This window comes from Lentzea sp. CC55 (genome assembly GCF_021056325.1).
Lineage (GTDB): Bacteria > Actinomycetota > Actinomycetes > Mycobacteriales > Pseudonocardiaceae > Lentzea > Lentzea jiangxiensis.
The window spans coordinates 610414-630948 of record NZ_JAJCXE010000019.1 but is presented as its reverse complement, the minus strand read 5'-3'; the positions used below and the strand labels follow the sequence as shown (position 1 = coordinate 630948).

18 protein-coding genes are annotated in these 20535 nt (G+C 71.6%); 7 read left to right on the top strand and 11 right to left on the bottom strand.

Annotated features, from left to right (window positions below; all coding sequences use genetic code 11):
* Positions 1–16 precede the first annotated feature (16 nt).
* Entirely contained in the window at positions 17–2737 is a 2721-nt protein-coding gene (locus tag L6E10_RS40790; protein WP_236220063.1) for a LuxR family transcriptional regulator, read from the bottom strand.
* Positions 2738–3635: 898 nt separating this feature from the next.
* Positions 3636–4994 (bottom strand): Pup--protein ligase, encoded by a 1359-nt coding sequence (pafA, locus tag L6E10_RS14715; RefSeq protein ID WP_236220062.1) that lies wholly within the window; start codon positions 4992–4994, stop codon positions 3636–3638.
* Between the two features lie 116 nt (positions 4995–5110).
* Here pafA and L6E10_RS14710 point away from each other — a divergent pair, with 116 nt between their 5' ends.
* From L6E10_RS14710 to L6E10_RS14695, 4 genes are read left to right on the top strand one after another with little or no spacing between them, the layout of a single operon-like run.
* Positions 5111–6475, top strand: coding sequence for a bifunctional phosphatase PAP2/diacylglycerol kinase family protein (locus L6E10_RS14710; protein WP_236220132.1), 1365 nt, complete (start codon positions 5111–5113; stop codon positions 6473–6475).
* A 40-nt stretch (positions 6476–6515) separates the two neighbouring features.
* Positions 6516–7271, top strand: a complete 756-nt coding sequence (locus L6E10_RS40785; RefSeq protein WP_236220061.1) for an IclR family transcriptional regulator — start codon at positions 6516–6518, stop codon at positions 7269–7271.
* A gap of 52 nt (positions 7272–7323) precedes the next feature.
* Positions 7324–8808, top strand: a complete 1485-nt coding sequence (gene glpK, locus L6E10_RS14700; RefSeq protein ID WP_236220060.1) for a glycerol kinase GlpK — start codon at positions 7324–7326, stop codon at positions 8806–8808.
* Complete coding sequence (locus L6E10_RS14695; protein WP_236220059.1) at positions 8801–10321, top strand: glycerol-3-phosphate dehydrogenase/oxidase; 1521 nt, start codon at positions 8801–8803, stop codon at positions 10319–10321. The genes glpK and L6E10_RS14695 overlap by 8 nt, the downstream gene beginning before the upstream one ends.
* Here the strand turns inward: L6E10_RS14695 and L6E10_RS14690 are convergent.
* Together L6E10_RS14690 and L6E10_RS14685 are read right to left on the bottom strand one after the other, a co-directional pair.
* Positions 10318–10926 (bottom strand): phosphotransferase, encoded by a 609-nt coding sequence (locus L6E10_RS14690; protein ID WP_236220058.1) that lies wholly within the window; start codon positions 10924–10926, stop codon positions 10318–10320. The genes L6E10_RS14695 and L6E10_RS14690 overlap by 4 nt on opposite strands.
* A gap of 223 nt (positions 10927–11149) precedes the next feature.
* A complete protein-coding gene (locus L6E10_RS14685) occupies positions 11150–11569 on the bottom strand; it encodes a MarR family winged helix-turn-helix transcriptional regulator (protein WP_236220057.1) in 420 nt (139 codons plus the stop codon).
* 79 nt (positions 11570–11648) lie between these two features.
* On the opposite strand from L6E10_RS14685, the gene L6E10_RS14680 reads away from it, so the two are divergent.
* Entirely contained in the window at positions 11649–12257 is a 609-nt protein-coding gene (locus L6E10_RS14680; protein WP_236220056.1) for a maleylpyruvate isomerase family mycothiol-dependent enzyme, read from the top strand.
* On the opposite strand, the gene L6E10_RS14675 is transcribed toward L6E10_RS14680, so the two are convergent.
* Positions 12247–12915 (bottom strand): N-acetyltransferase, encoded by a 669-nt coding sequence (locus L6E10_RS14675; RefSeq protein WP_236220055.1) that lies wholly within the window; start codon positions 12913–12915, stop codon positions 12247–12249. The genes L6E10_RS14680 and L6E10_RS14675 overlap by 11 nt on opposite strands.
* 91 nt (positions 12916–13006) lie before the next feature.
* Between L6E10_RS14675 and L6E10_RS14670 the strand changes: the two genes are divergently transcribed.
* Positions 13007–13540 carry a PadR family transcriptional regulator gene (locus tag L6E10_RS14670; protein ID WP_236220054.1) on the top strand — a complete coding sequence of 178 codons (534 nt, stop codon included), beginning with the start codon at positions 13007–13009 and terminating at the stop codon, positions 13538–13540.
* Between the two features lie 119 nt (positions 13541–13659).
* Here L6E10_RS14670 and prcA read toward each other — a convergent pair whose 3' ends face one another.
* From prcA to L6E10_RS14645, 5 genes are all read right to left on the bottom strand, one after another.
* A complete protein-coding gene (prcA, locus tag L6E10_RS14665) occupies positions 13660–14424 on the bottom strand; it encodes a proteasome subunit alpha (protein ID WP_236220053.1) in 765 nt (254 codons plus the stop codon).
* A 34-nt stretch (positions 14425–14458) separates the two neighbouring features.
* Positions 14459–15307, bottom strand: coding sequence for a proteasome subunit beta (prcB, locus tag L6E10_RS14660; RefSeq protein ID WP_236220052.1), 849 nt, complete (start codon positions 15305–15307; stop codon positions 14459–14461).
* A gap of 49 nt (positions 15308–15356) precedes the next feature.
* The gene (locus tag L6E10_RS14655; protein WP_236220051.1) at positions 15357–15551 is read right to left on the bottom strand and encodes a ubiquitin-like protein Pup; all 195 of its coding nucleotides are present in this window, start codon (positions 15549–15551) and stop codon (positions 15357–15359) included.
* 79 nt (positions 15552–15630) lie between these two features.
* Complete coding sequence (gene dop / locus L6E10_RS14650; protein WP_236220050.1) at positions 15631–17124, bottom strand: depupylase/deamidase Dop; 1494 nt, start codon at positions 17122–17124, stop codon at positions 15631–15633.
* 73 nt (positions 17125–17197) lie between these two features.
* Positions 17198–19591, bottom strand: a complete 2394-nt coding sequence (locus tag L6E10_RS14645; protein WP_236220049.1) for an FtsX-like permease family protein — start codon at positions 19589–19591, stop codon at positions 17198–17200.
* 107 nt (positions 19592–19698) lie between these two features.
* Between L6E10_RS14645 and L6E10_RS14640 the strand changes: the two genes are divergently transcribed.
* Positions 19699–20190, top strand: a complete 492-nt coding sequence (locus L6E10_RS14640) for an NUDIX domain-containing protein (protein WP_236220048.1) — start codon at positions 19699–19701, stop codon at positions 20188–20190.
* Here the strand turns inward: L6E10_RS14640 and L6E10_RS14635 are convergent.
* Positions 20187–20531 carry an antibiotic biosynthesis monooxygenase gene (locus L6E10_RS14635; RefSeq protein WP_236220047.1) on the bottom strand — a complete coding sequence of 115 codons (345 nt, stop codon included), beginning with the start codon at positions 20529–20531 and terminating at the stop codon, positions 20187–20189. The genes L6E10_RS14640 and L6E10_RS14635 overlap by 4 nt on opposite strands.
* Positions 20532–20535 lie beyond the last annotated feature (4 nt).

Here is a 20535-nt window from a genome sequence, read left to right as displayed (position 1 = left end):
ACCCTCCGATCGGCGGTCACGGCGCGATCCTCGCGAGGTCCACCCGCGAGCCGATGGCGAGCTTGCGGTAGATCTGCCGCAGGTGGAACCCGACGGTGTGCGGGGAGACGAACAGCTCCCTGGCCACCTGGCGGTTGGTCAGCCCGTCCGCGACGAGCCGCGCGACCTCCTGCTCGGCGCCGGTGAGGCTGCCCCACCCGGTGCGGGGCCGGGGTTCGTGCTCGTGGTCGTCCCGCCTCCCCGGTGCGGGACGGCGCCGCCGGGCGCCGAGCCGCCCCAGGGTGCGGCGCACGCGGGCGGAGTCCGGTTCGGCCTCGACCCCGTCGTACCCGGACAGCGCGCGGTGGAAGGCGACGACGGCCTGCCGGCGGTCGGTTTCGAGGTGCATGGACCCGATGTCCTCCGCGAGAGAGGCCTTCGTCCACGGGTCGGAGCAGCCCGCTTCGAGTTCGACGAGCGCGGCGACGTCCTGCTTCAGCAGGGCACGGCCGTGCGCTGCTGCCGCGGCCACGGACTCGTGACCCGGGTTGGCGGCGGCGAGGTCCTCGGCGGCGCTCGCGAGCAGTTCGGCGAGGGCCGGGTCACCGGCGGCGATGGCGGTGCGCACGCACCACGCGGTCGCGGTGGGCGCTTCCAGCAGCAGCCGGGTGCGCAGGACGGGATCCTCCGCCGCGGCGCGGATCTCGGCGATCGCGGCCGCCGGGCCGTCGCCGGCCAGTGCCACCTGCCCCGCGATCAGCCGCAGCTCCACCTCGCACGGGTCGGTGCGCCCGGCGGGGACGGACTCCTCCAGCCTCCGCAGGCCGTCCGCGGCGGCGACCAGGTCACCCCGCCGGAGCGCGCAGAGCACGAGGACCGCGCCGAGCGGGGGCGGGAACGCCGCCGTCCCGGTCTGGTCGGAGGCGGCGAGACCGGCGGCTACGGCGGCCTCGGCGGCGGTCACGTCCCCCCGGGCCAGCAAGATCGCGGCCCGCAGCGCGAACGGGACCGGGCTCGTCACGCCGACGCCGTTCACGCACGCCTGGTCCACCGCGTCGAGCGCCTCGTCCAGCCTGCCGAGCCGGGTGAGGATCCACGCCTTCGTCCACAGAGGATCGCCCTGCCCGATCCCGGCCGGCTCGCCGCGCACGAGGACCGCCGCGCCGGCCGCGTCGACGGCCGAGTCCAGCCGGCCCTCGCGCCAGCTCGTCACGGCCCGCACGGTGAGCGCGCCCACCAGCACTTCGGAGCTGTGGTGCTCCCAAATCTCCAGCAGCTGGTCGGCCAGGCAGGCCGCCGCGTCGAGGTCGTGCAGCGACAAGGTGGTGAGCAGCACCAGTTCCGGCGACAGCTCGTGGGCATCACCGGACGGCACGCGCAGCACGTGGCAGGGGTCGTCGGGCTGCAGGAACTCCCGCGCGAGCTCCACCGCCTCGCTGAGCCTGCCCGTCCTGACCAGGGCGGCGGCCGCGGTGACGCCGAGCGCCCCGCGGCCGGGCTCCCCCGGCTCGGTGATCCGCAGGCCGCTGGTCGCGAGTGCCGCGGCGGCCTCGGGCGAGGACGGCAGCAGGATCCGCGCGGCCTCGTCGACGATCGCGACGGCCCGCGCGTCCCCGGTGCGCGCGCAGTGCACCAGGTGCACGGCGATCCGCACGACGTCCTGGCTTTCGCGGCCGAGCAGCATCGTGGCCACCTGCCGGTGCAGCGCCGACCGCATCGGCGCCGGCACGGACCCGAGCACCGCCCGCCACACCGGTTCGCGGTGGAAGACGAACTCGGCACCGTCCGCGTCCAGGAACCCGGCCGCCAGCGCCTCCCTGAGGGGCCGCAGCAGCACGGCCGCGGACTTGCCCAGCATCTCGGCGAGGTCGTCCGGGGCGAAGCCGTTGCCCAGCACCGCCGCGACCTGGAGCACGTCCTGCGCCTCGGGCGAGAGGACGGCCAGCCGTCCGGCGATCCTCCGCCGCAACGACGCGGGCAGCTGCTCGGCGGGCTGAGGCGAGACGGCGGCGGCGGTGCCGCACCGCAGCGGGCCCGCGGTCAGCCGGGCGACGTCGGCGACGACCTGGACGTGGTTCTCCGCCAGCAGCCCCATCACCACGCCGGTCACCGCGGACGGCGTCGCGCCGGCGCTGCCGACGAGCGAGGCGACGTCCGGGTCCGGTGCCGCGCCCAGGAGGTCGGCGGCCATCAGCAGCGCCGCGTCGTCGGACAACGGCGTGAGCGGCTCGATCCAGTCGCACGGCACGACGGTCGCCATGTCCTGGAGGACGGCGTTCGCGAACTGGTCGCCGTGCAGGGTGATCAGCCAGCCCACGGGCAGGTCCCCGAGCTCGGCCATCACCGTGCTCACGGCGGCGAGCACCGACATCGGCGCGCGGTGGGCGTCGTCGAGCGTGACCAGCACCGGGCCCTGCCGGAGCCGCTGGACCACGCGCGGCTCGAGCTGTGCGGCGAGCGCGCTCACGCCGGCGACGTGCGGGTGGCCGGTCACGAGTTCCCGGGCGGGGAAGGCGCCCGGTGACAGGTCGAGCACCGAGAAGCCGCGCAGGGTGGCCAGGGCAGCGCCCTCGGCGACCAGCCTGGTGACCCCCGTGCCCGCGGGGGACGACACGACCAGCAGGCGCGCCTGCCCGGTCCGCACTCCGAGGACGAGCCGCTCCAGCTTCCGGGTCTCGTCCTCACGCCCGCGCAGCGGAAGAGGCGGTCCGGGGGAACGGTCCCATTGCGCGGAATTCTCGCTCAGAGGTGTGCCCACGCTTCTTTTCCCGTCCTGGATGACCGGCGGCAACAGCAGGAAACGATTTCCTCACAAGTGCTGCGCCGAGCCGGACGAGACGTGGATTTCCAGCGGGGCGCTGCTTTCCGGATTCACCCGAGAACCTCCCACCCGATCGGCCCGGAGAATCGCGCGGTGCCACCGGGGATGTCAACCGCCGTCGCCGCCACGGCGAGGCCCGATCACCGTCCGGGACGGGTGACCGGATGAGACGCGCTGCTCCGATCCGTTCACCGCACGGCGATCGATCGGATCTTTCCGCGTGACGGGGCCGTGAATTCCAGGTCGGCCTCGCGCAGGTGACCGACTACGCGGTAAGTGGTGCCACGGCGGTATGCCCGCCAGGCGTCCGGGGGCGGCACACGACGCCTCGTCCCCGCCGGCGGCGCTGCGGCGCGAATCGGGGCTGCCGAGGCTACCGCCGATCTTGCCCGGCCTGCGGTTCCCGGCTGGCGACCTGCGCGATCCACCACAGCGGTCGCGGTGCCCGTTCGGGCTTCAAAGTGCCCGTTTTGCCGCATATGGCAAGAACGATCACAGCCTGCCCCTGCTCGTGCGCCGACGCGGCCACACCAGTGGCGGACGCCGAGGAATCGACGGTTGCGGGCGAACCGCCGATGAGCTGCGAACGCATCAGATCTCCAGGAGAGACATCCGATCGATCCGCCGTCCCGACTCAATTGGCGACGGGCGGAGATTTCCGTGAACCGGCCGTCTCACATGGCCGTGCTCGCCCGCGAACCACGATTACCGGTCGATCCGGATCAGCGGTGCCGGAGTGCATACCGCGCATCCCCCAGCCCACTACATCCGAACAACGCGAGGGGCGCGCTCCAGTGTGGAGCGCGCCCCTCGCCTCTGCCTGTCCGAAACCGTTCTAAAGCGACGAGATCAGCCGCTCCACCCGCTCGTCCACCGCCCGGAACGGGTCCTTGCACAGCACCGTCCGCTGCGCCTGGTCGTTCAGCTTGAGGTGCACCCAGTCGACGGTGAAGTCGCGGCCGGCGGCCTGCGCGGCGGCGATGAAGTCACCGCGCAGCTTGGCCCGCGTCGTCTGCGGCGGGGTGTCCTTGGCGGCTTCGATCTCGCCGTCGTCGGTCACCCGCTCGACCTGGCCCTTGCGCTGCAGCAGGTCGAAGATGCCCCGGCCGCGGCGGATGTCGTGGTAGGCGAGGTCGAGCTGGGCGATGCGCGGGTTCGACAGGTCCATGCCGTGCTTGGCCATGTACCGCTCCATCAGGCGGTTCTTGATGGCCCAGTCGATCTCGCGGTCGATCTTGGTGAGGTCCTGCGACTCGACGGCGTCCAGGGTCCGGCCCCACAGTTCGAGGACGCGCTCGGCCATCGGGTCCGGGGAGCGCTTGGCGCAGTGCTCGACGGCCTTCTCGTAGTACTCGCGCTGGATGTCGAGCGCGGAGGCCTCCTTGCCGCCCGCCAGGCGCACCGTGCGGCGGCCCGTCAGGTCGTGGGAGATCTCGCGGATCGCGCGGATCGGGTTGTCGAGCGAGAAGTCGCGGAACTGGACGCCCTGCTCGATCATCTCCAGCACGAGGTTCGCGCTGCCCACCTTGAGCAGCGTCGTCACCTCGGACATGTTCGAGTCGCCGACGATGACGTGCAGCCGCCGGTAGCGCTCGGCGTCGGCGTGCGGCTCGTCGCGGGTGTTGATGATCGGGCGGGACCTGGTCGTCGCGGACGACACGCCCTCCCAGATGTGCTCGGCCCGCTGCGAGAGGCAGTACACGGCCCCGCGCGGGGTCTGCAGCACCTTGCCGGCGCCGCAGATGAGCTGGCGGGTGACCAGGAACGGCAGCAGCACGTCCGCGATGCGCGAGAACTCGCCGGCCCGTGCGACCAGGTAGTTCTCGTGGCAGCCGTAGGAGTTGCCCGCAGAGTCGGTGTTGTTCTTGAACAGGAAGATGTCGCCGCCGATGCCCTCGTCGGCGAGCCTGCGCTCGGCGTCGACGAGCAGGTCCTCGAGGATCCGCTCCCCCGCCTTGTCGTGCGTGACGAGCTGGGCCAGGTCGTCGCACTCGGCTGTGGCGTACTCGGGGTGCGAGCCGACGTCGAGGTAGAGCCGGGAGCCGTTGCGCAGGAAGACGTTGGAAGAACGCCCCCAGGACACGACCCGGCGGAACAAGTACCGCGCGACCTCGTCCGGGGACAGACGACGCTGCCCGTGGAAGGTGCAGGTCACCCCGAACTCTGTCTCAATGCCGAAGATCCGCCGCTGCATACGTCAACAGTAGGCGACTCTCAGGCGGAGCAGGGTGATCCGTTCGGGCGGCGCGCCGGTTGCGGTTTAGTGTCAACGGGGTGTGGAAACGGGTCAGCGCTCTCGACAAGAAGCTCATGAGCTCCTCCGCCGGACTGCCTCCGAGCAGGCTCGACAGGGGTATGAAGAGGCTTTCCAAAGCCGCGAACCACAGCCTGCTGTGGTTCGTCATCGCGGCGATCCTGGCCACGGGCAAGGGGCCGTTCCGGCGTGGCGCGCTCCGCGGTCTCGCGGCCATCGCCGGCGCTTCCGCCAGCGCGAACCTGGTCGGGAAGTCGCTTTTCCCGCGCCGCAGACCCGCCGCCGACCTGATCTCGCTCGAACGCCGTCTGTCCAAGCGGCCGACGTCGTCGTCCTTTCCTTCCGGGCACTCCGCGTCGGCGGCCGCGTTCGCCACGGCGGTGGCCCTGGAATCGCCCGGAGCAGGCGCCGTGGTCGCTCCGATCGCGGCCGCCGTGGCCTATTCACGCGTCCACACCGGCGTGCATTGGCCGACCGACGTCGTGGCCGGCGCGGCGGTCGGCGTCGGCGCGGCGTTCCTGACGCGCCGGTGGTGGCCGCTCGGGATGAACGAGCCGGCGTCGGCCTACGAGCACGCCGACCTGACGTCGCTGCAGGACGGTGACGGCCTGGTCGTGGTGGTCAACCCGCACTCGGGGATCGGCCCCGACCCGACGCCGCAGATCGTGGAGGAGTGGCCGAAGGCGCAGGTCGTCACGATCGAGGAGCTCGACTCGCTCCCGGACGCGAAGGCGCTGGGCGTGGCCGGCGGCGACGGCACGGTGGCCGCCGTGGCCTCCATCGCCGCCGAGCGCGACCTGCCGATGGTCCTCATCCCCTCCGGCACGCTCAACCACTTCGCGCGCGACGTGGGCATCACCGGCCTGCACGACACGGCGCAGGCCGTGGCCGACGGCGTGGGTGTGCGGGTGGACCTGGCGCAGGTCAACGGCCAGTGGTTCGTGAACACGGCCTCGCTGGGCGGCTACCCGGACATGGTGCGGATCCGCGAGAAGCTCGAGAAGCGCTGGGGCAAGTGGCCGGCGGCGGGCATGGCGTTGTTCCGCGTGCTGCAGCGGGCCAAGCCGCTCGACATCACCATCGACGGCGACAAGCACCTCGTCTGGCTGCTGTTCGTCGGCAACGGGCCGTACCGGCCGAAGGGCTTCGCGCCCACGATGCGCCCGCGGCTGGACGACGGGCTGCTCGACGTGCGCTTCGTCCGGGCGGACCGGAGGTACTCGCGGACCAGGTTCTTCCTGGGCGCCCTGTTCGGTGCGCTGGAGCACTCGCGCATGTACAAGCACTTCGAGGTGGCCTCGTTGAACGTCGAGGTGCACGGCCCGCCCATCTCGATCGCGACGGACGGCGAGGTGCGCGAGCGGGGCAACCACTTCCGGTTCCGGTCGCGGGCGGCGGCGCTGGGCATCTATCGGCCCTAGTGTTCGACATTGTCGAACGGTCGCAGCTAGAGTGGGGTGCGTGCCCGGACCCATCCAGTCGATCCAGCGCGCGGCCGAGGTCCTCAAGCTGCTCGCCCACGGCGGCGCGCACCAGCTGAGCGTCGGCGAGATCGCCCGCGCCCTGGACCTCGCGAAACCGACGGTGCACGGCATCCTGCGGACGCTGCAGGAGGTCGGGTTCGTCGAGCAGGAGGTCGAGGGCGGCAAGTACCGCCTGGGTGCCGCGCTGTTCCACATCGGCACGAGCTACCTCGACGGCAACGAGCTGCGCGCCAAAGCGCTGAACTGGTCGGACACGCTGGCCATGCGTGCACGCGAGGCGGTGCGCATCGGCGTGATGCACGGCAGGCACGTGCTGGTCGTGCACCACGTGTTCCGGCCGGACAACAGCCGGCAGACGCTCGACACCGGCTCGCTGCTGCCGTGGCACGCCACCGCGCTCGGCAAGGCGCTGGTCGCGTTCGGCGAATGGCCTGACGGCGACCTGCGGCGGTTCACCAGGCACACGCTGGACCCCGAGGAGCTGCGGGCGGCGATGGACGTCGTCCGCGACCGCGACTGGGCCTACGACCTGCACGAGCTCGTCGAGGGCGAGGCGTCCGCCGCGGCGCCGATCCGCGATCGGCGCGGGGTGGTCGTCGGCGCGATCGGCGTGTCGGGGCCGGTCGAGCGGCTGTGCGACTCGCCTGATCAGCCCCCGCGCCTCGAGCTCGTCTCCTACGTACGTGAGGCAGCTCGCAGCGTTTCCAGGGAGCTGGGCGGCCTCTCCTGGTAGTACTGTGGAAGCGTTCGACATTGTCGAATGGTTCACACAGAGGAGTGTGCACGTGGCGTACATCGCGGCGATCGACCAGGGCACGACGTCGTCCCGGTGCATCGTGTTCGACCGGTCCGGCGGGATCGTGTCGGTCGCCCAGCGCGAGCACCGGCAGATCTTCCCGCGGCCAGGCTGGGTGGAGCACGACGCGACCGAGATCTGGACGAACGTGCAGGCCGTGGTGCGCGACGCCCTTGCGCACGCATCGCTCACGTACGCCGACATAGCCGCGTTCGGCATCACGAACCAGCGCGAGACCACGGTCGTGTGGGACAAGGCGACCGGCGAGCCCGTGCACAACGCGATCGTCTGGCAGGACACGCGCACGGACGCGCTGATCAAGCAGCTCGGCGACCAGGACCGGTTCCGCGAGCGCTCCGGTCTGCCGCTCGCCACCTACTTCTCCGGCCCGAAGCTGCGCTGGCTGCTCGACGACGTCGACGGCCTGCGCGCCCGCGCCGAGAACGGCGAGGTCCTGTTCGGCACGATGGACACCTGGCTGATCTGGAACCTCACCGGCCGCCACGTCACCGACGTGACGAACGCGTCGCGCACCATGCTGATGAACCTCGAGACCCTCGACTGGGACCCCGAGCTCGTCGAGGCGATGGGCGTGCCGCGGGCCGTGCTGCCCGAGATCCGGTCCTCCTCCGAGGTCTACGGCACCTACGAGGGCGTCCCGGTCGCGTCAGCGCTCGGCGACCAGCAGGCCGCGTTGTTCGGCCAGACCTGCTTCTCCCCCGGCGAGGGCAAGTGCACCTACGGCACGGGCGCGTTCCTGCTCGTCAACACGGGCGACAAGCCGGTGCTCAGCCGGAACGGCCTGCTCACCACGGTCGGCTACCAGATCGGTGACGAACCGGCCGCGTACGCGCTGGAGGGCGCGGTCGCGGTGACCGGCGCGCTGGTGCAGTGGTTCCGCGACAAGATCGGCCTCATCGGTTCGGCGGCGGAGATCGAGACGCTCGCGCGCACGGTCGACGACAACGGCGGCGCGTACTTCGTGCCCGCCTTCTCCGGACTGTTCGCACCGCATTGGCGGTCGGACGCCCGTGGGGTCATCGCGGGCCTGACGGGCTACATCTCGCGCGGGCACCTCGCACGGGCCGTGCTGGAGGCATCGGCGTGGCAGACGCGCGAGGTCGTGGACGCGATGAACGCCGACGCTGTGAATGCCCGCTCGGCAGCGGACCTCAAGACGTTGCGCGTCGACGGCGGCATGACGGCGAACAACCTGCTCATGCAGTTCCTGTCGGACGTGCTGGACGTGCCGGTGGTGCGCCCGATCGTGGCCGAGACGACGTGCCTCGGCGCGGCGTACGCGGCAGGCCTCGCGGTCGGCTACTGGACCGGCACGGACGAGCTGAAGGCCAACTGGCACAAGGCGGCGCAATGGGAGCCGTCGATGGAACCGGCCGCCCGCGCCAAGGGCTACCGGAAGTGGAAGAAGGCGGTCGAGCGGACCGTCGGCTGGATGGACGAGGACGATGACTGACTCAGCACAGCGGACACGCGCCCGCGAAGAACTGCAGCACGGCAAGTTCGACGTCGTCGTGATCGGCGGCGGCATCCTGGGCATCGCGACCACGTGGGCCGCGGCCCGCTCCGGTCTGCGCGTCGCCCTGGTGGAGAGCGGCGACTTCGCGGGCGCCACGTCGTCCGCGTCCTCGAAGCTCGTGCACGGTGGCCTGCGCTACCTCGCGATGGGCCCGTCGGCCGTGCCGATGGTCCACGAGAACCACAAGGAACGGCGTGCGCTGGGTGACCACCTCGCCCCGCACCTGGTGCGGCCGCTGCCGTTCCTCGTCCCGGTCTACAAGGGTGGCCCGCACAGCCGGTTCGTGCTGGGTGCGGGCGTCACGCTGTACTCCGCGCTGTCGGGCTTCGGCGACGGCATGGGGAAGGTGCTGTCGGCGCGCAGGGCGCGGGAGTGGGTGCCCGACCTGCGCGCCGACGGTCTGCGCGGTGCCGCGATGTACTACGACCACCAGATGAACGACAGCCGCGTGGCGATCACCGCCGCGCGCGCCGCCGCCGAGGCCGGTGCCGTGCTGCTCAACCACATCTCGGTCGTGGGCCTGCGCAAGACCGGCGCGAAGGTCACCGGTGTCGACCTGCGCGACTCGCTCGGCGAGTTCGGAGTGGACGCGAAGGTCGTCGTGAACGCGACAGGCCCGTGGCTGGACGTGCTGCGGCGCATGGAGGACCCCGCCGCCGACCCGTCGATCCGCCTGTCCAAGGGCTCGCACCTGGTGCTGCGGCAGACGTCGGAGTGGAAGGCCGCGCTGACGATCCCGGTCGACGACGTGCGCGTGTCGTTCGCGATCCCGTGGGAGGGCCACCTCCTGCTCGGCACCACCGACGAGGCCTACGACGGCGACCCGGCCGCGGTCGCCTGCACGGACGCCGACGTCGACCAGATCCTGGGCGAGGCGGGCACCGCGGTCACCGGCCTGGACCGCTCGCGCATCGCGTACACGTTCGCGGGCCTGCGGGTCCTGCCCGGCGGCCCCGGCGACACCTCGCACGCCAAGCGCGAAACGGTGATCACCGCGGGCTCCGGCGGCATGATCAGCGTGGCCGGCGGCAAGTGGACGACGTTCCGCAAGATCGGCGCCACCGTCCTCGCGCGCGTGAACTCCGAGCTCGGCCGCACCTTCGACAGCCCGCTGGACGGCGTGGCGCTGCCCGGTTCGGCGTCGCCCGAGACCGTCGGCTCGGTGCTGAACCACGCCTACGACGCGCTGCCCGACGACGTGGTCCGCCACCTCGCCACCCACTACGGCACGACGTCGCACGAGGTCGTCGCCCTCGGCTTGGAGAACCCGGCACTGCTCGAACGCGTCCACCCGGACGGGCCGGACATCTGGGCGCAGGTCGAGCACGCCCGCCGCACCGAGTGGGCGTCCGAGGTGGACGACGTGCTGCGCCGCCGCACCACCGTGGTGGTGCGCGGGCTCGACTCGCCGGAGGTCCGCACGCGGGTGTCGGAGCTGCTGGCTTCCTAGAGCGCCGCGGCGCGTTCCAGGAGGTACCCGGCCAGTTCGGGTTCCGAGTGGAACGCGCTGCGCACCGCCAGCATCCCGTCGCACCCCAGCACGACCTCTTCCCGTGACACAGCGCGGTTTTCGAGCCGCACCCCTTCGAGGTAGGCGTCGACGACGGCCTCGTGCACCGGAGGCAGGTCGGCGACGGCCATGCGCCCCTCGTGCACGAGCCCGACGAGCAGCTGACCGAGGTCGGCGCCGATCGGGTTCGGGCACTGGTACCCCACGTCGATCACCACGAACGACTCGGGGTCGCCGGCCGGCACCAGCAGGTTCTGCGGGCACGCGTCGTTGTGCCCGTTCGCCTGCGGCAACGCCTCCAGCCGTCGCACCAGCTCCGGCACCCGCGCGGCGAACGGCGGGCAGTCCGGCCGCAGGAACGCGTCCCGCACGAGCCTCCCCTCGTACAGCAACCGCAACGCCCGTCCCGGCGCGCCGCCGAACCGCCGGCCGGCCCAGCGGCCGAGCCCCAGCGCGGCCCGCCGGAAGCGCGGCAGGTCCCACTCTGTGTCGGCGCAGCGCACGTCCTCGAGCCACAGCCCGACGCGGTCGCCGAGGTCGTCCACCCGCACCACCCGTGGGCGGCGGAACCCCGGTGGCAGCACGAAGTCCGACAGCAGGAAGTCCGCCTCGTCGCGCCACGGGAAGTCGCCGACCGGGTCCGCCAGGTCTTCGGGATCACGGGTGTGCGCAGGACCTTCACGAAGACCGGCTCCCCGGCCGAGACGACCCGGTAGAGCGCCGCCGTGGTGATCGCGACCGGCCGGAAGCCGACCGGCACCACGCGGGTCAGCGGTACGGGTCGGTGATCTCGCCGAGCATGTCCAGGGCCTCGCGCAGCTGGGTCATGCGGCGCTTGCCGATGTGCTGTTCCCATTCCACCTCGATCCTGGCGATCTCCGCGTCCGCGACGGGGACGGCTTCCTTCGCCTTGCCGGTCACGCGCACGAGCCGCGCGCGGCCGTCGGTGGGGTCGGGCACGCGTTCGACGTAGCCCGCCTTCTCCAGCTGGTCCACGAGGAACCCGGCGGTCTGCTTGGTCACCTGGGCGGCTTCCGCGAGCTCGGTGAGGCGCGTCCCGTCCGGGCCGACCCGCATGAGCACACGGGCCTGGGCCTGGGTGATCTCGAACCCCGCCGCCGTGACGGCGGCCAGGACGCGGTTCTCCACCTCACGGCTCGGGATGAAGAGCAGCAGACCGATGTTCACTCGAGGAGCCCCCTTGTTTTAGTCAGATACTCTGATTAAAGTAGTCAGTCCATCGAACTAAATCAAGAGGAGAACCGCGATGGACGAGACTCGGATGTGGCAGGTGGTCGACACCGAACGCGCGGCGACCGCCGAGCTCCTCGCCGGACTGACCGAGGTGGAGTGGTCCTACCCGTCGCTGTGCGAGGGCTGGACGGTGCGCGAGGTCGCGGCGCACCTGTCACTGGGCCCGCGCCTGGGGATCGGCGCGGTCCTGGTCGCGTTCGCCAAGGCGCGCGGCAGCTTCAACCGCATGGTCGACCAGACCTCGCGCGCCGAAGCGCGCAGACCGACCGGCGAGCTCGTCGCGGAGCTGCGCGGCATCGTCGGCAACCGCAAGCTGGCACCCGGCCAGACGCTCAAGAACGCGCTGATGGACTCCATGGTCCACGCGCAGGACATCGCCCTGCCGCTGGGCGTCGAACGCCACATGCCGGTCGACGCCGCCGTCGTCGCGGCGGACGACCTGTGGCGCATGGGCTTCCCGTTCCACGCCCGCAAGCGCTTCGAGGGTCACCGCCTCGTCGCCACCGACGCGGACTGGTCCGCGGGTGAGGGCGCCGAGATCAGCGGCCCGATCGAGGCGCTGGTCGTGCTGCTGGCCGGACGCACCGCGACGATCCCCCGGCTCACCGGCATCACGGTCTGAGCTCGCGCACCACCCTGCGGCACACGTGGACGCGCTCGAACCGTTGGCGCATCTCGGTTTCCCGTTCGATCCGCGCGTGCAGGAACGCCCCGGCCGGGACCAGGCCGTGCTTCGCGACGAGCACCGTGCCGAGCTCCTCGGCGGTCGCGTGCACGTGCAGGTGGTGCTGCTCTTCCCTGAAACCGTTGTGCGCGTACCACTTCAGCGCGGAACGGTCCTCCCGCGGCCAGGCGTCGAGCGTCCGCACCCCGCACCGCTCCAGCCGCGGCACCGCCTCGTCCAGCAGTGCCGTGGCGATCCCCCGGCCCTGGTGGTCCGGGTGCACCACCACCGTGCCGATGGTCGCCTCGGCTCCGGGCACCGAGACGTCCAGGATCCCGGCCACCACGTCCCCGACGACCGCGACCAGCTCCAGGTCGGTGCGGTGCCTGACCTGCCACACGTCGTCGTGGTAGCTGGTCGCGAGGAACCCGAGCACGCGGCACCGCAGCCACGGGACCTCGTCCTCCGGTTCGTAGCTCCTGATCTCCACGGGCAGCCCCGGCGTGCCCCTGGAGCGGCCCGGTGCTCCCAGCAGGCGCACCTCCCCGGCTCGCCCCCGTGCGGCGTCCACCACGTCGTTCCCCCAGTCCGACTGCACGCCGGACGTCTCCGGCACCGTCCAGGGTTCCTGAAGCCGGAGCCGCCCGCACGCCTCTTTCCGCTTCACCGTTTGCCAGGTACATACCCGGTAGGCAAACTCGGCGTGCATGTCGGTCAAACACGGTCTGCTGGCGCTGCTCGAACGCGGGCCCATGTACGGCTACCAGCTGCGGGCGGCGTTCGACGCGGCCACCGGCGGCACGTGGCCGTTGAACATCGGGCAGGTCTACACGACGTTGTCACGCCTGGAGCGCGACGACCTGGTCGCCGCGCTGCCCGAGAACCAGGGCCAGCGCCCCTACGAGCTCACCCCGCACGGCCGCGACGAGTTGGAGAAGTGGTTCGCCACGCCCGTGCGGCGCGGCGACCGCCCCCGCGACGAGGTGGCGATCAAGCTCGCGCTCGCCATCACCACACCGGGCGTCGACGTCGCCGAGGTCGTGAGGACGCAGCGCACCGCCACCACACGCACGCTGCAGGAGTGCACGAGGCTCAAGACCCGTCCCGCCGGCCTGCCGTGGCTGCTCGTGCTCGACGCGACGATCTTCCAGGCCGAGGCCGAGCTGCGCTGGCTCGACCACTGCGAGTCGAGCCTGCTGCGCCACCAGGCACAGCCCGATCCGGAGAAGACAGACGTCTGACGGTGCCGGAGGCAGCGGGAACGAGGAGACGACTCACCCAACCCGGCGCGCCCAGCCGAACCCGAGACGTGCGAAGGGCCCCCGGCCGAAGCCAGGGGCCCAGCACCGGAACTCGACGCCTACTTCGAGGACTCGTCCCCGGGCAGCTCGACGTCCTCCACGGCCTTCCCGTCCTTGACGGGCGCGGGCATGAGGGCGTCCAGCGCCGCCCCGGCGATCCGCCGGAAAGCCCGCCGAGGCCGGGCCCGCTCCAGCACGGCGACCTCCAGCTTGGCGGCCGGAAGCAGCTCAGCGGACCCGTTCCCGGTGGACGGGGACCCGGCCGACAACGCCTTCACGGCAACAGGAACGGCCTCGGCCAACGACAACCCGTCGGCGAAGGCCTCCTTCAGCGCCGTGTTGGCGGCATCGACGGTGCCCCCCATCACGATGTACTGGGGCTCGTCCACGATGGACCCGTCGTAGGTCAACCGGTACAGCGTGTCCGACTCGGCCGTGTCCCCGACCTCGGCCACGCAGATCTCCACCTCGAAGGGCTTGATCTGCTCGGTGAAGTAGGTGCCGAGGGTCGTGGCGTAGACGTTCGCCAGCGAACGGGAGGTGACGTCGCGCGGGTCGTTCTGGTACCCGCGGACGTCGGCGAACCGGATGCCGGCCTGCCTCAGGTTCTCGAACTCGCTGTAGCGGCCGACCGCGGCGAAGCCGATGCGGTCGTAGATCTCCGAGACCTTGTGCAGCGTGCTGGAGGGGTTCTCCGCGACGAACAGAATGCCGTCCGCGTACTTCAGCACGATGACGCTGCGACCCCTCGCGATGCCCTTGCGGGCGTACTCGGAGCGATCGCGCATCACCTGCTCTGCCGATGCGTACAGCGGCATCGTCATGGGTGGTGCTCCTGACGTCGGACCTGTGGGGGACTCAGCCTGCGGGGCGGGACCGGCGGCCTTCGACGACCGCGTCGGCGACCGTCTGGACCTGCGACTCCGGCACCTCGACGGCACCGTCGGCGCCGTTGATCGTGACCACGATCGGGTAGAGGCGGCGGACCGGGTCCGGGCCACCCGTGGCCGAGTCGTCGTCCGCCGCGTCGTAGAGGGCTTCGACGACCGAGCGGATCGCGGCGTCGGCGTCCGCGTCCGGGTCGTAGAGCTTCTTGAGCGCCGACTTCGCGAACAGCGAGCCCGAGCCGACGGCCTGGTAGCCGTGCGACTCCTCGTAGCGGCCGCCGGTGACGTCGTAGGACACGATGCGGCCGGCGCGTTCCGGGTCGGCGGCGGAGGTGTCGTACCCGGCGAACAGGGGCACCACGGCGAGGCCCGCCATGGCCGCGTCGAGGTTGCCCCTGATCATCGCCGAGAGGCGGTTCGCCTTGCCGTCGAGCGACAGCGGCACGCCCTCGATCTTCTCGTAGTGCCGCAGCTCCACCGTGTACAGCCGCACGATCTCGATCGCGATGCCCGCGGTGCCCGCGATGCCGACGGCCGAGTGGTCGTCGGTCACGAAGACCTTCTTCATGTCGCGCTGGGCGATGACGTTGCCCATCGTGGCCCGCCGGTCACCGGCGATCACGACACCACCCTTGTAGGTGGCCGCGACGATCGTCGTCCCGTGCGGGGCCTGGACGGTCCCCTCCGGGAGCTTCCGGGCACTGGGCAGCATGTCGGGTGCCTGGGCCCGCAGGAAGTCCGTGAACGACGACGAGCCCGGCGTGAGGTACGCCGTCGGCAGCGCCGCGGCCGGGTGACGCCCGGTCGAGCTGTTGTCCATGTGTTGGTTGTTCTCCCGTCCCCGAAGTGGTCAACAGGCCCCCGAAGGCCTACTGACCACCCTTCTGCACGTATGCGCGGACGAAGTCCTCCGCGTTCTCCTCGAGCACGTCGTCGATCTCGTCGAGGATCGCGTCCACGTCCTCGCCGAGCTTCTCGCGGCGTTCCTGACCGGCTCCGGCGGCGCCGTCGGCACCCTCGTCGCCGTCGCCACCGCCCTGGTGCTGCTTCTGTTCCTGGGACATCTCGGCCTCCCACTGACTCGCCTGACAAGAACACTACCCAGCGGCACCGACAAAAATTGTGAGCCACTCGGGTAGACGATCACCCGCGAGTCAGCGCGTCCACCAGCTGCTCGGCGGTGTCGGAGGCTTCCAGCAGCGCTCCGACGTGGGCTTTCGTGCCTCGGAGCGGTTCGAGCGTCGGAATCCGCACGAGTGATTCCCGACCGAGGTCGAAGATCACCGAGTCCCACGACGCGGCCGCGACCGAGGTCGGGTAGCGCTCCAGGCAGCGGCCGCGGAAGTACGCCCGCGTGTCCTCGGGCGGCGTGGTGATGGCCGCGATGACCTCCTCCTCGCTGACCAGGCGCTTCATCGAGCCGCGCGCGACCAGGCGGTTGTAGAGGCCCTTGTCCAGGCGGACGTCGGAGTACTGCAGGTCGACGAGGTTGAGCCGCGCGGAGCCCCAGGCGAGGCCGTCGCGCTGGCGGTAGCCCTCGAGCAGCCGCAGCTTGGCGACCCAGTCGAGCCGGTCGGCGCACAGCGACGGGTCCTTGGCGAGGTCGTTCAGGACCTCGCCCCAGACGCGCAGGACCTCGCGGTCGCCGACGCCCTCCTTCTCCACGAACGCCATGGCGCGCTCGTGGTAGGCGAACTGCACGTCGAGGCCGGTGAACTTGCGCCCGCCGGTCATCTCGACCTTGGTCTTCAGCGTCGGGTCGTGGCTGATCTGGTGCACGGCGCGCACCGGGTCGACCATGCGCAGGTCGTCGAACCGCTGACCGGCCTCGATCATGTCGAGCACCAGCGAGGTCGTGCCGACCTTGAGGTACGTGGAGTACTCGGCGAGGTTCGCGTCGCCGATGATGACGTGCAGGCGGCGGTACTTGTCCGCGTCCGCGTGCGGCTCGTCGCGGGTGTTGATGATGCCGCGCTTGAGCGTCGTCTCGAGGCCGACCTCGACCTCGATGTAGTCGGAGCGCTGCGACAGCTGGAAGCCGGCCTCCTCGCCGGACTGCCCGATGCCCACCCGGCCGGACCCGGTCACGACCTGGCGCGACGCGAAGAACGGCGTGAGGCCCGCGATGACGGCCGTGAACGGCGTCGAGCGCTGCATCAGGTAGTTCTCGTGCGTGCCGTAGGACGCGCCCTTGCCGTCGACGTTGTTCTTGTAGAGCTGCAGGCGGGGCTGGCCGGGCACGGTGGCGGCCTTGAGCGCCGCCTCCTCCATCACCCGCTCCCCCGCCTTGTCCCAGATCACCGCGTCACGCGCGTTGGTGACCTCGGGCGCCGAGTACTCGGGGTGCGCGTGGTCGACGTAGAGCCGCGCGCCGTTGGTGAGGATGACGTTCGCCGCGCCCAGGTCCTCGACGTCGGAGTCGGCGGAGTGCCCGCCGGGGCTGCCCAGGTCGAACCCGCGGGCGTCGCGCAGCGGCGACTCCACCTCGTAGTCCCAGCGCGCCCGCCTGGCGCGCGGTATGTCCGCCGCCGCCGCGTACGCGAGCACCACCTGTGTCGAAGTGAGCACCGGGTTCGCGGTCGCGTCTCCCGGCACCGCGATGCCGTACTCGACCTCGGTTCCCATGATCCGCCGCATACGCCACACCTTATGACCTGACCCCGGACAACAGCGTGAGGGGAGCTTCACGGTGAAACTCCCCCCACCCTATTCACCCGGACGCCAATCCTGCTGCAGGACGAATCCGCGAGGCGCCGCGAGAAGGCCCGAAAGCGGCCAGCACGGCGAGGACGACGACCGTCACCGCGCCGATGACCAGCGGCAACACCACCGAGACGGCCGGCAGCACCAGCGGGATCCCGACGGACAGGATCGCGACCACCGCGTACCCGAACCCGAGCACGCCACCGCCGACGACCCCGACGAGGGCGAGCATGACCGCCTCGGCGATGACACCGCCCTGCAGCCCGCCGCGGGTGACGCCCAAGGCGCGCCTGAGGGCGAGCTCCTTGCGGCGTTCCTGGACGGAGATCGTGAGCGCCGTGCCGATGCCGGTCACGGCCACCGCGACGCTCAGCCCGAGCAGCACCATCATCAGCACGGTGCCGAGGTGCATGTACCGGTCGGCTTCCGCGCGTTCGTCGGCGTCGGTCTGCACGATGACCGTCGGGTTGTCCGGCAGCGCCGCCTGCAACCCGGCCCGGAACCGCGCCGGATCCGTCCCCGGTTCCAGGGCGACGAGCACCTTCTCGGCCGGTCCCGAGGTCAGGCCGCCGAGGACCGGCGTATAGCCGGTGAGCGTGCCGGGCACCGTTCCGACGACCTCGTACCGCTTGCCACCCGCCTCGACGAAGGGCCGGTCTCCCCAGTGCTGCGGCACGATCGCCGTCCCGGAGGTGAACCGCTCGGCGCCGAGCACGTTCTGCGCCGCGAGCCAGGCCTTGAACTGCTCCGGGTCGGCGCCGGCACCGGTCTCGGCCCGGTGCAGCACGACGCTCGCGGCCACGCCGTCCTGCGCGGGGATCGGTGGCAGCGGCCGCTCCCCCGCGTCGACGACGGTGGCGTCCGGGCGTTCCTCGTTGGCGAACGTGTAGGTCATCTCCTGCGCGGTGCCGAGCAGGACCAGGAAGAACGTCACCATCGAACTGGCCAGCAGCAACGGCAGCGCGACCGACGCCGACCGCTGCGGCATCCTGCGCACCTCGGCGCCGGCGAGCTTCCAGTGCGTGCCGCCGATCCTGCCGAACAGCCGCGCGATGAACGGCACCGTGACCGGGCCGAGGATCCAGAACAGGCCCGTCACCGCGGCGATCGCGGAGAAGGTGACGGCGAGGGGCGCCGCCGCGGTGCCCTTGGCCGCGATGGCCGCCAGCGCGAGGACCGCGGCGCCACCGGTGAACAGAAGACCGAACACGAGCCGAAGACGACGCACGGAGCGCTTCGGCACCTCGTTGTCGGCGTCCCGCAACGCGGCGAGAGGCGACACACGCGCGGCGTTGATCGCGGGACGAACGGCGGCGACGACCGAGAGCACCGCGGCGACGGCGACGCCGAGGACCACGTACCCGAGCGACGGCAGCAGGTCGGGGCTGAGCTCGACCGCCCCGAACAGCACGGAGATGCCCGTGACGTCGAACGTCCTCGCGAGGGCCCACGCCATCGGCCCGCCGAGCAGCGCACCGCCGATCCCCGCGACCGCACCCGTCACCAGCGCCTCGAACAAGCTCCTGCGCACCAACGGCCCGCGCTGCGCCCCGATGCACCTCAGCAACGCCGTTTGCCGCTGACGCTGCGCATAGACCGCACGGAACGTGGCCGCGGCAACGAACACAGCGGTCGCCAGCGCGAGAATGCTGAACGGCAGGAGGACGAACTTCAGGTCGTCACCGACCCTGTCGGCGTCCGGGTCCGGGTTCCACACGACGTAGGAGGCGCCCGCCGCGGCCTTGACGGCGTCACGGGCTCCACCGATCACCCAGACCTGCTTGGTGTGCGGCCGCGGGTCGAGCTTGCGCGCGAGATCGGGACCGGCGACCAGGACGGGCCGCGAGTCGACCGCGCCCCTCTTCAGGACACCGCTGACGGTGACCTCGAACGGCCTGCCGTCGGCGGCCGCGAGCGAGATCGCGTCACCGGGCTTCAGACCGCGCTCGTACGCGGTGATCTTGTCGACGGCGATCTCGCCGCCGGCGGCCGGCTGCCTGCCCTCGGCCAGCGGCCAGCGCACCAGGTCCGGCTGCTGGACGTGCACCTCGGCCCGGTGCTGCCCCGCGCGGCCGTTCGCGTCGAGCAGGTCCGCCTGCGCCACCTGCACCGGCACCGCCCTGCCGACCGCGGAGAGCTTGCCCAGCAACGCGTCGTCGAGCTCCGCCTGGTTCGCCGCGGGGGTGTCGCTGTCGTACTGGTGCGGCTCGACCTCCACGACGTGTCCGACGGAGGACGGTGTGAGAGGCGCGCCCTCGTCGACCGACCGGCCGAGCGCGTCGCTCAGCACCAGGGCGGCCAGCAGGCAGGCCACGCCGACGACGAGCGCGACGCCGGGCAGCAGCGCGCGGCCCGGCCGGGCGCGGAACTCGGCGACGCCGAGCCGCAGGGAAGTGGACACGAATCCTCCTCGGTGACGTCCGATGGTCACGAAGGTAGGAAGGGGGGCGATCAGCGGGCGTCGGACTGGGGTAGCAAGCTCGCGTACGACCACAGGAGGACACGGGGATGATCAACCTCTACGACGAGGACGCCAACGTCATCGGCGAGGTGACGCGCGAGCGGATGAGGGCGGAGAACCTCTGGCACGGCTGCGTCCTGACGGTGGTGTTCTCCTGCGACGGCGAACGGGTCTACGTCCACCGCCGCACGGACACCAAGGACATCTACCCCGGCCTGTACGACTTCTCGGCGGGCGGCGTGATCGACGCGGGCGAGACGCCGGACAGCGCGGCGGTCCGCGAACTGCGCGAGGAGCTCGGCGTCGAGGCACCGCTGACGCCGCTGTTCCGGACGACCTACGTCGACGAGCTGACGCGCTACCACGCGTGGGTCTACGAAACGCACACCGACGGCCCGTTCACCCACCAGCCCGAGGAGGTCGCCTGGGGCGGGTGGATGGACGCCGGCGAGCTGCGCGGCAGGATCGAGGACCCGGACTGGCCGCTCGTCCCGGACGGCCGCGCGATCGGCCGGGAGTGGTTGCGGCGCCGGGGTTAGGACTGTTCGGAGCGCTTGAAGCCGGAGCTGCGCTCGACCTTGGCCACGTGCAGGGTGTAGCTCTCGTACCAGTCGGCGCGGCCGCGCTTCTGCGCCGCCCGGTGCTCCAGGTCCGTCCGCCACCGCGTGAGGGCGTCGGCGTCGCGGAAGTACGCGACCGTGATGCCGAGCCCGCCGGGGTTCTGGGCGTGGTCCATCCCGAGGTAGCCGGGGACCTGGCGCACCAGTTCCTCCATGCGCGCGTTGGTCTCGCGGTAGCCGGTCTGGTCGTCGGTGCGGACGGTGGTGAAGACAACGGCGTAGTACGGGGGGTCGAAAGCCTCGACGGGCGCAGCGCTCACGGCG

Coding starts and splice junctions, on each gene's coding strand:
- pafA (WP_236220062.1), bottom strand. CDS start 4,994: ATGCAGCGGCGGATCTTCGGCATTGAGACAGAGTTCGGGGTGACCTGC.
- L6E10_RS14710 (WP_236220132.1), top strand. CDS start 5,111: ATGAGCTCCTCCGCCGGACTGCCTCCGAGCAGGCTCGACAGGGGTATG.
- L6E10_RS14695 (WP_236220059.1), top strand. CDS start 8,801: ATGACTGACTCAGCACAGCGGACACGCGCCCGCGAAGAACTGCAGCAC.
- L6E10_RS14680 (WP_236220056.1), top strand. CDS start 11,649: ATGGACGAGACTCGGATGTGGCAGGTGGTCGACACCGAACGCGCGGCG.
- L6E10_RS14670 (WP_236220054.1), top strand. CDS start 13,007: ATGTCGGTCAAACACGGTCTGCTGGCGCTGCTCGAACGCGGGCCCATG.
- prcA (WP_236220053.1), bottom strand. CDS start 14,424: ATGACGATGCCGCTGTACGCATCGGCAGAGCAGGTGATGCGCGATCGC.
- prcB (WP_236220052.1), bottom strand. CDS start 15,307: ATGGACAACAGCTCGACCGGGCGTCACCCGGCCGCGGCGCTGCCGACG.
- L6E10_RS14655 (WP_236220051.1), bottom strand. CDS start 15,551: ATGTCCCAGGAACAGAAGCAGCACCAGGGCGGTGGCGACGGCGACGAG.
- dop (WP_236220050.1), bottom strand. CDS start 17,124: ATGCGGCGGATCATGGGAACCGAGGTCGAGTACGGCATCGCGGTGCCG.
- L6E10_RS14640 (WP_236220048.1), top strand. CDS start 19,699: ATGATCAACCTCTACGACGAGGACGCCAACGTCATCGGCGAGGTGACG.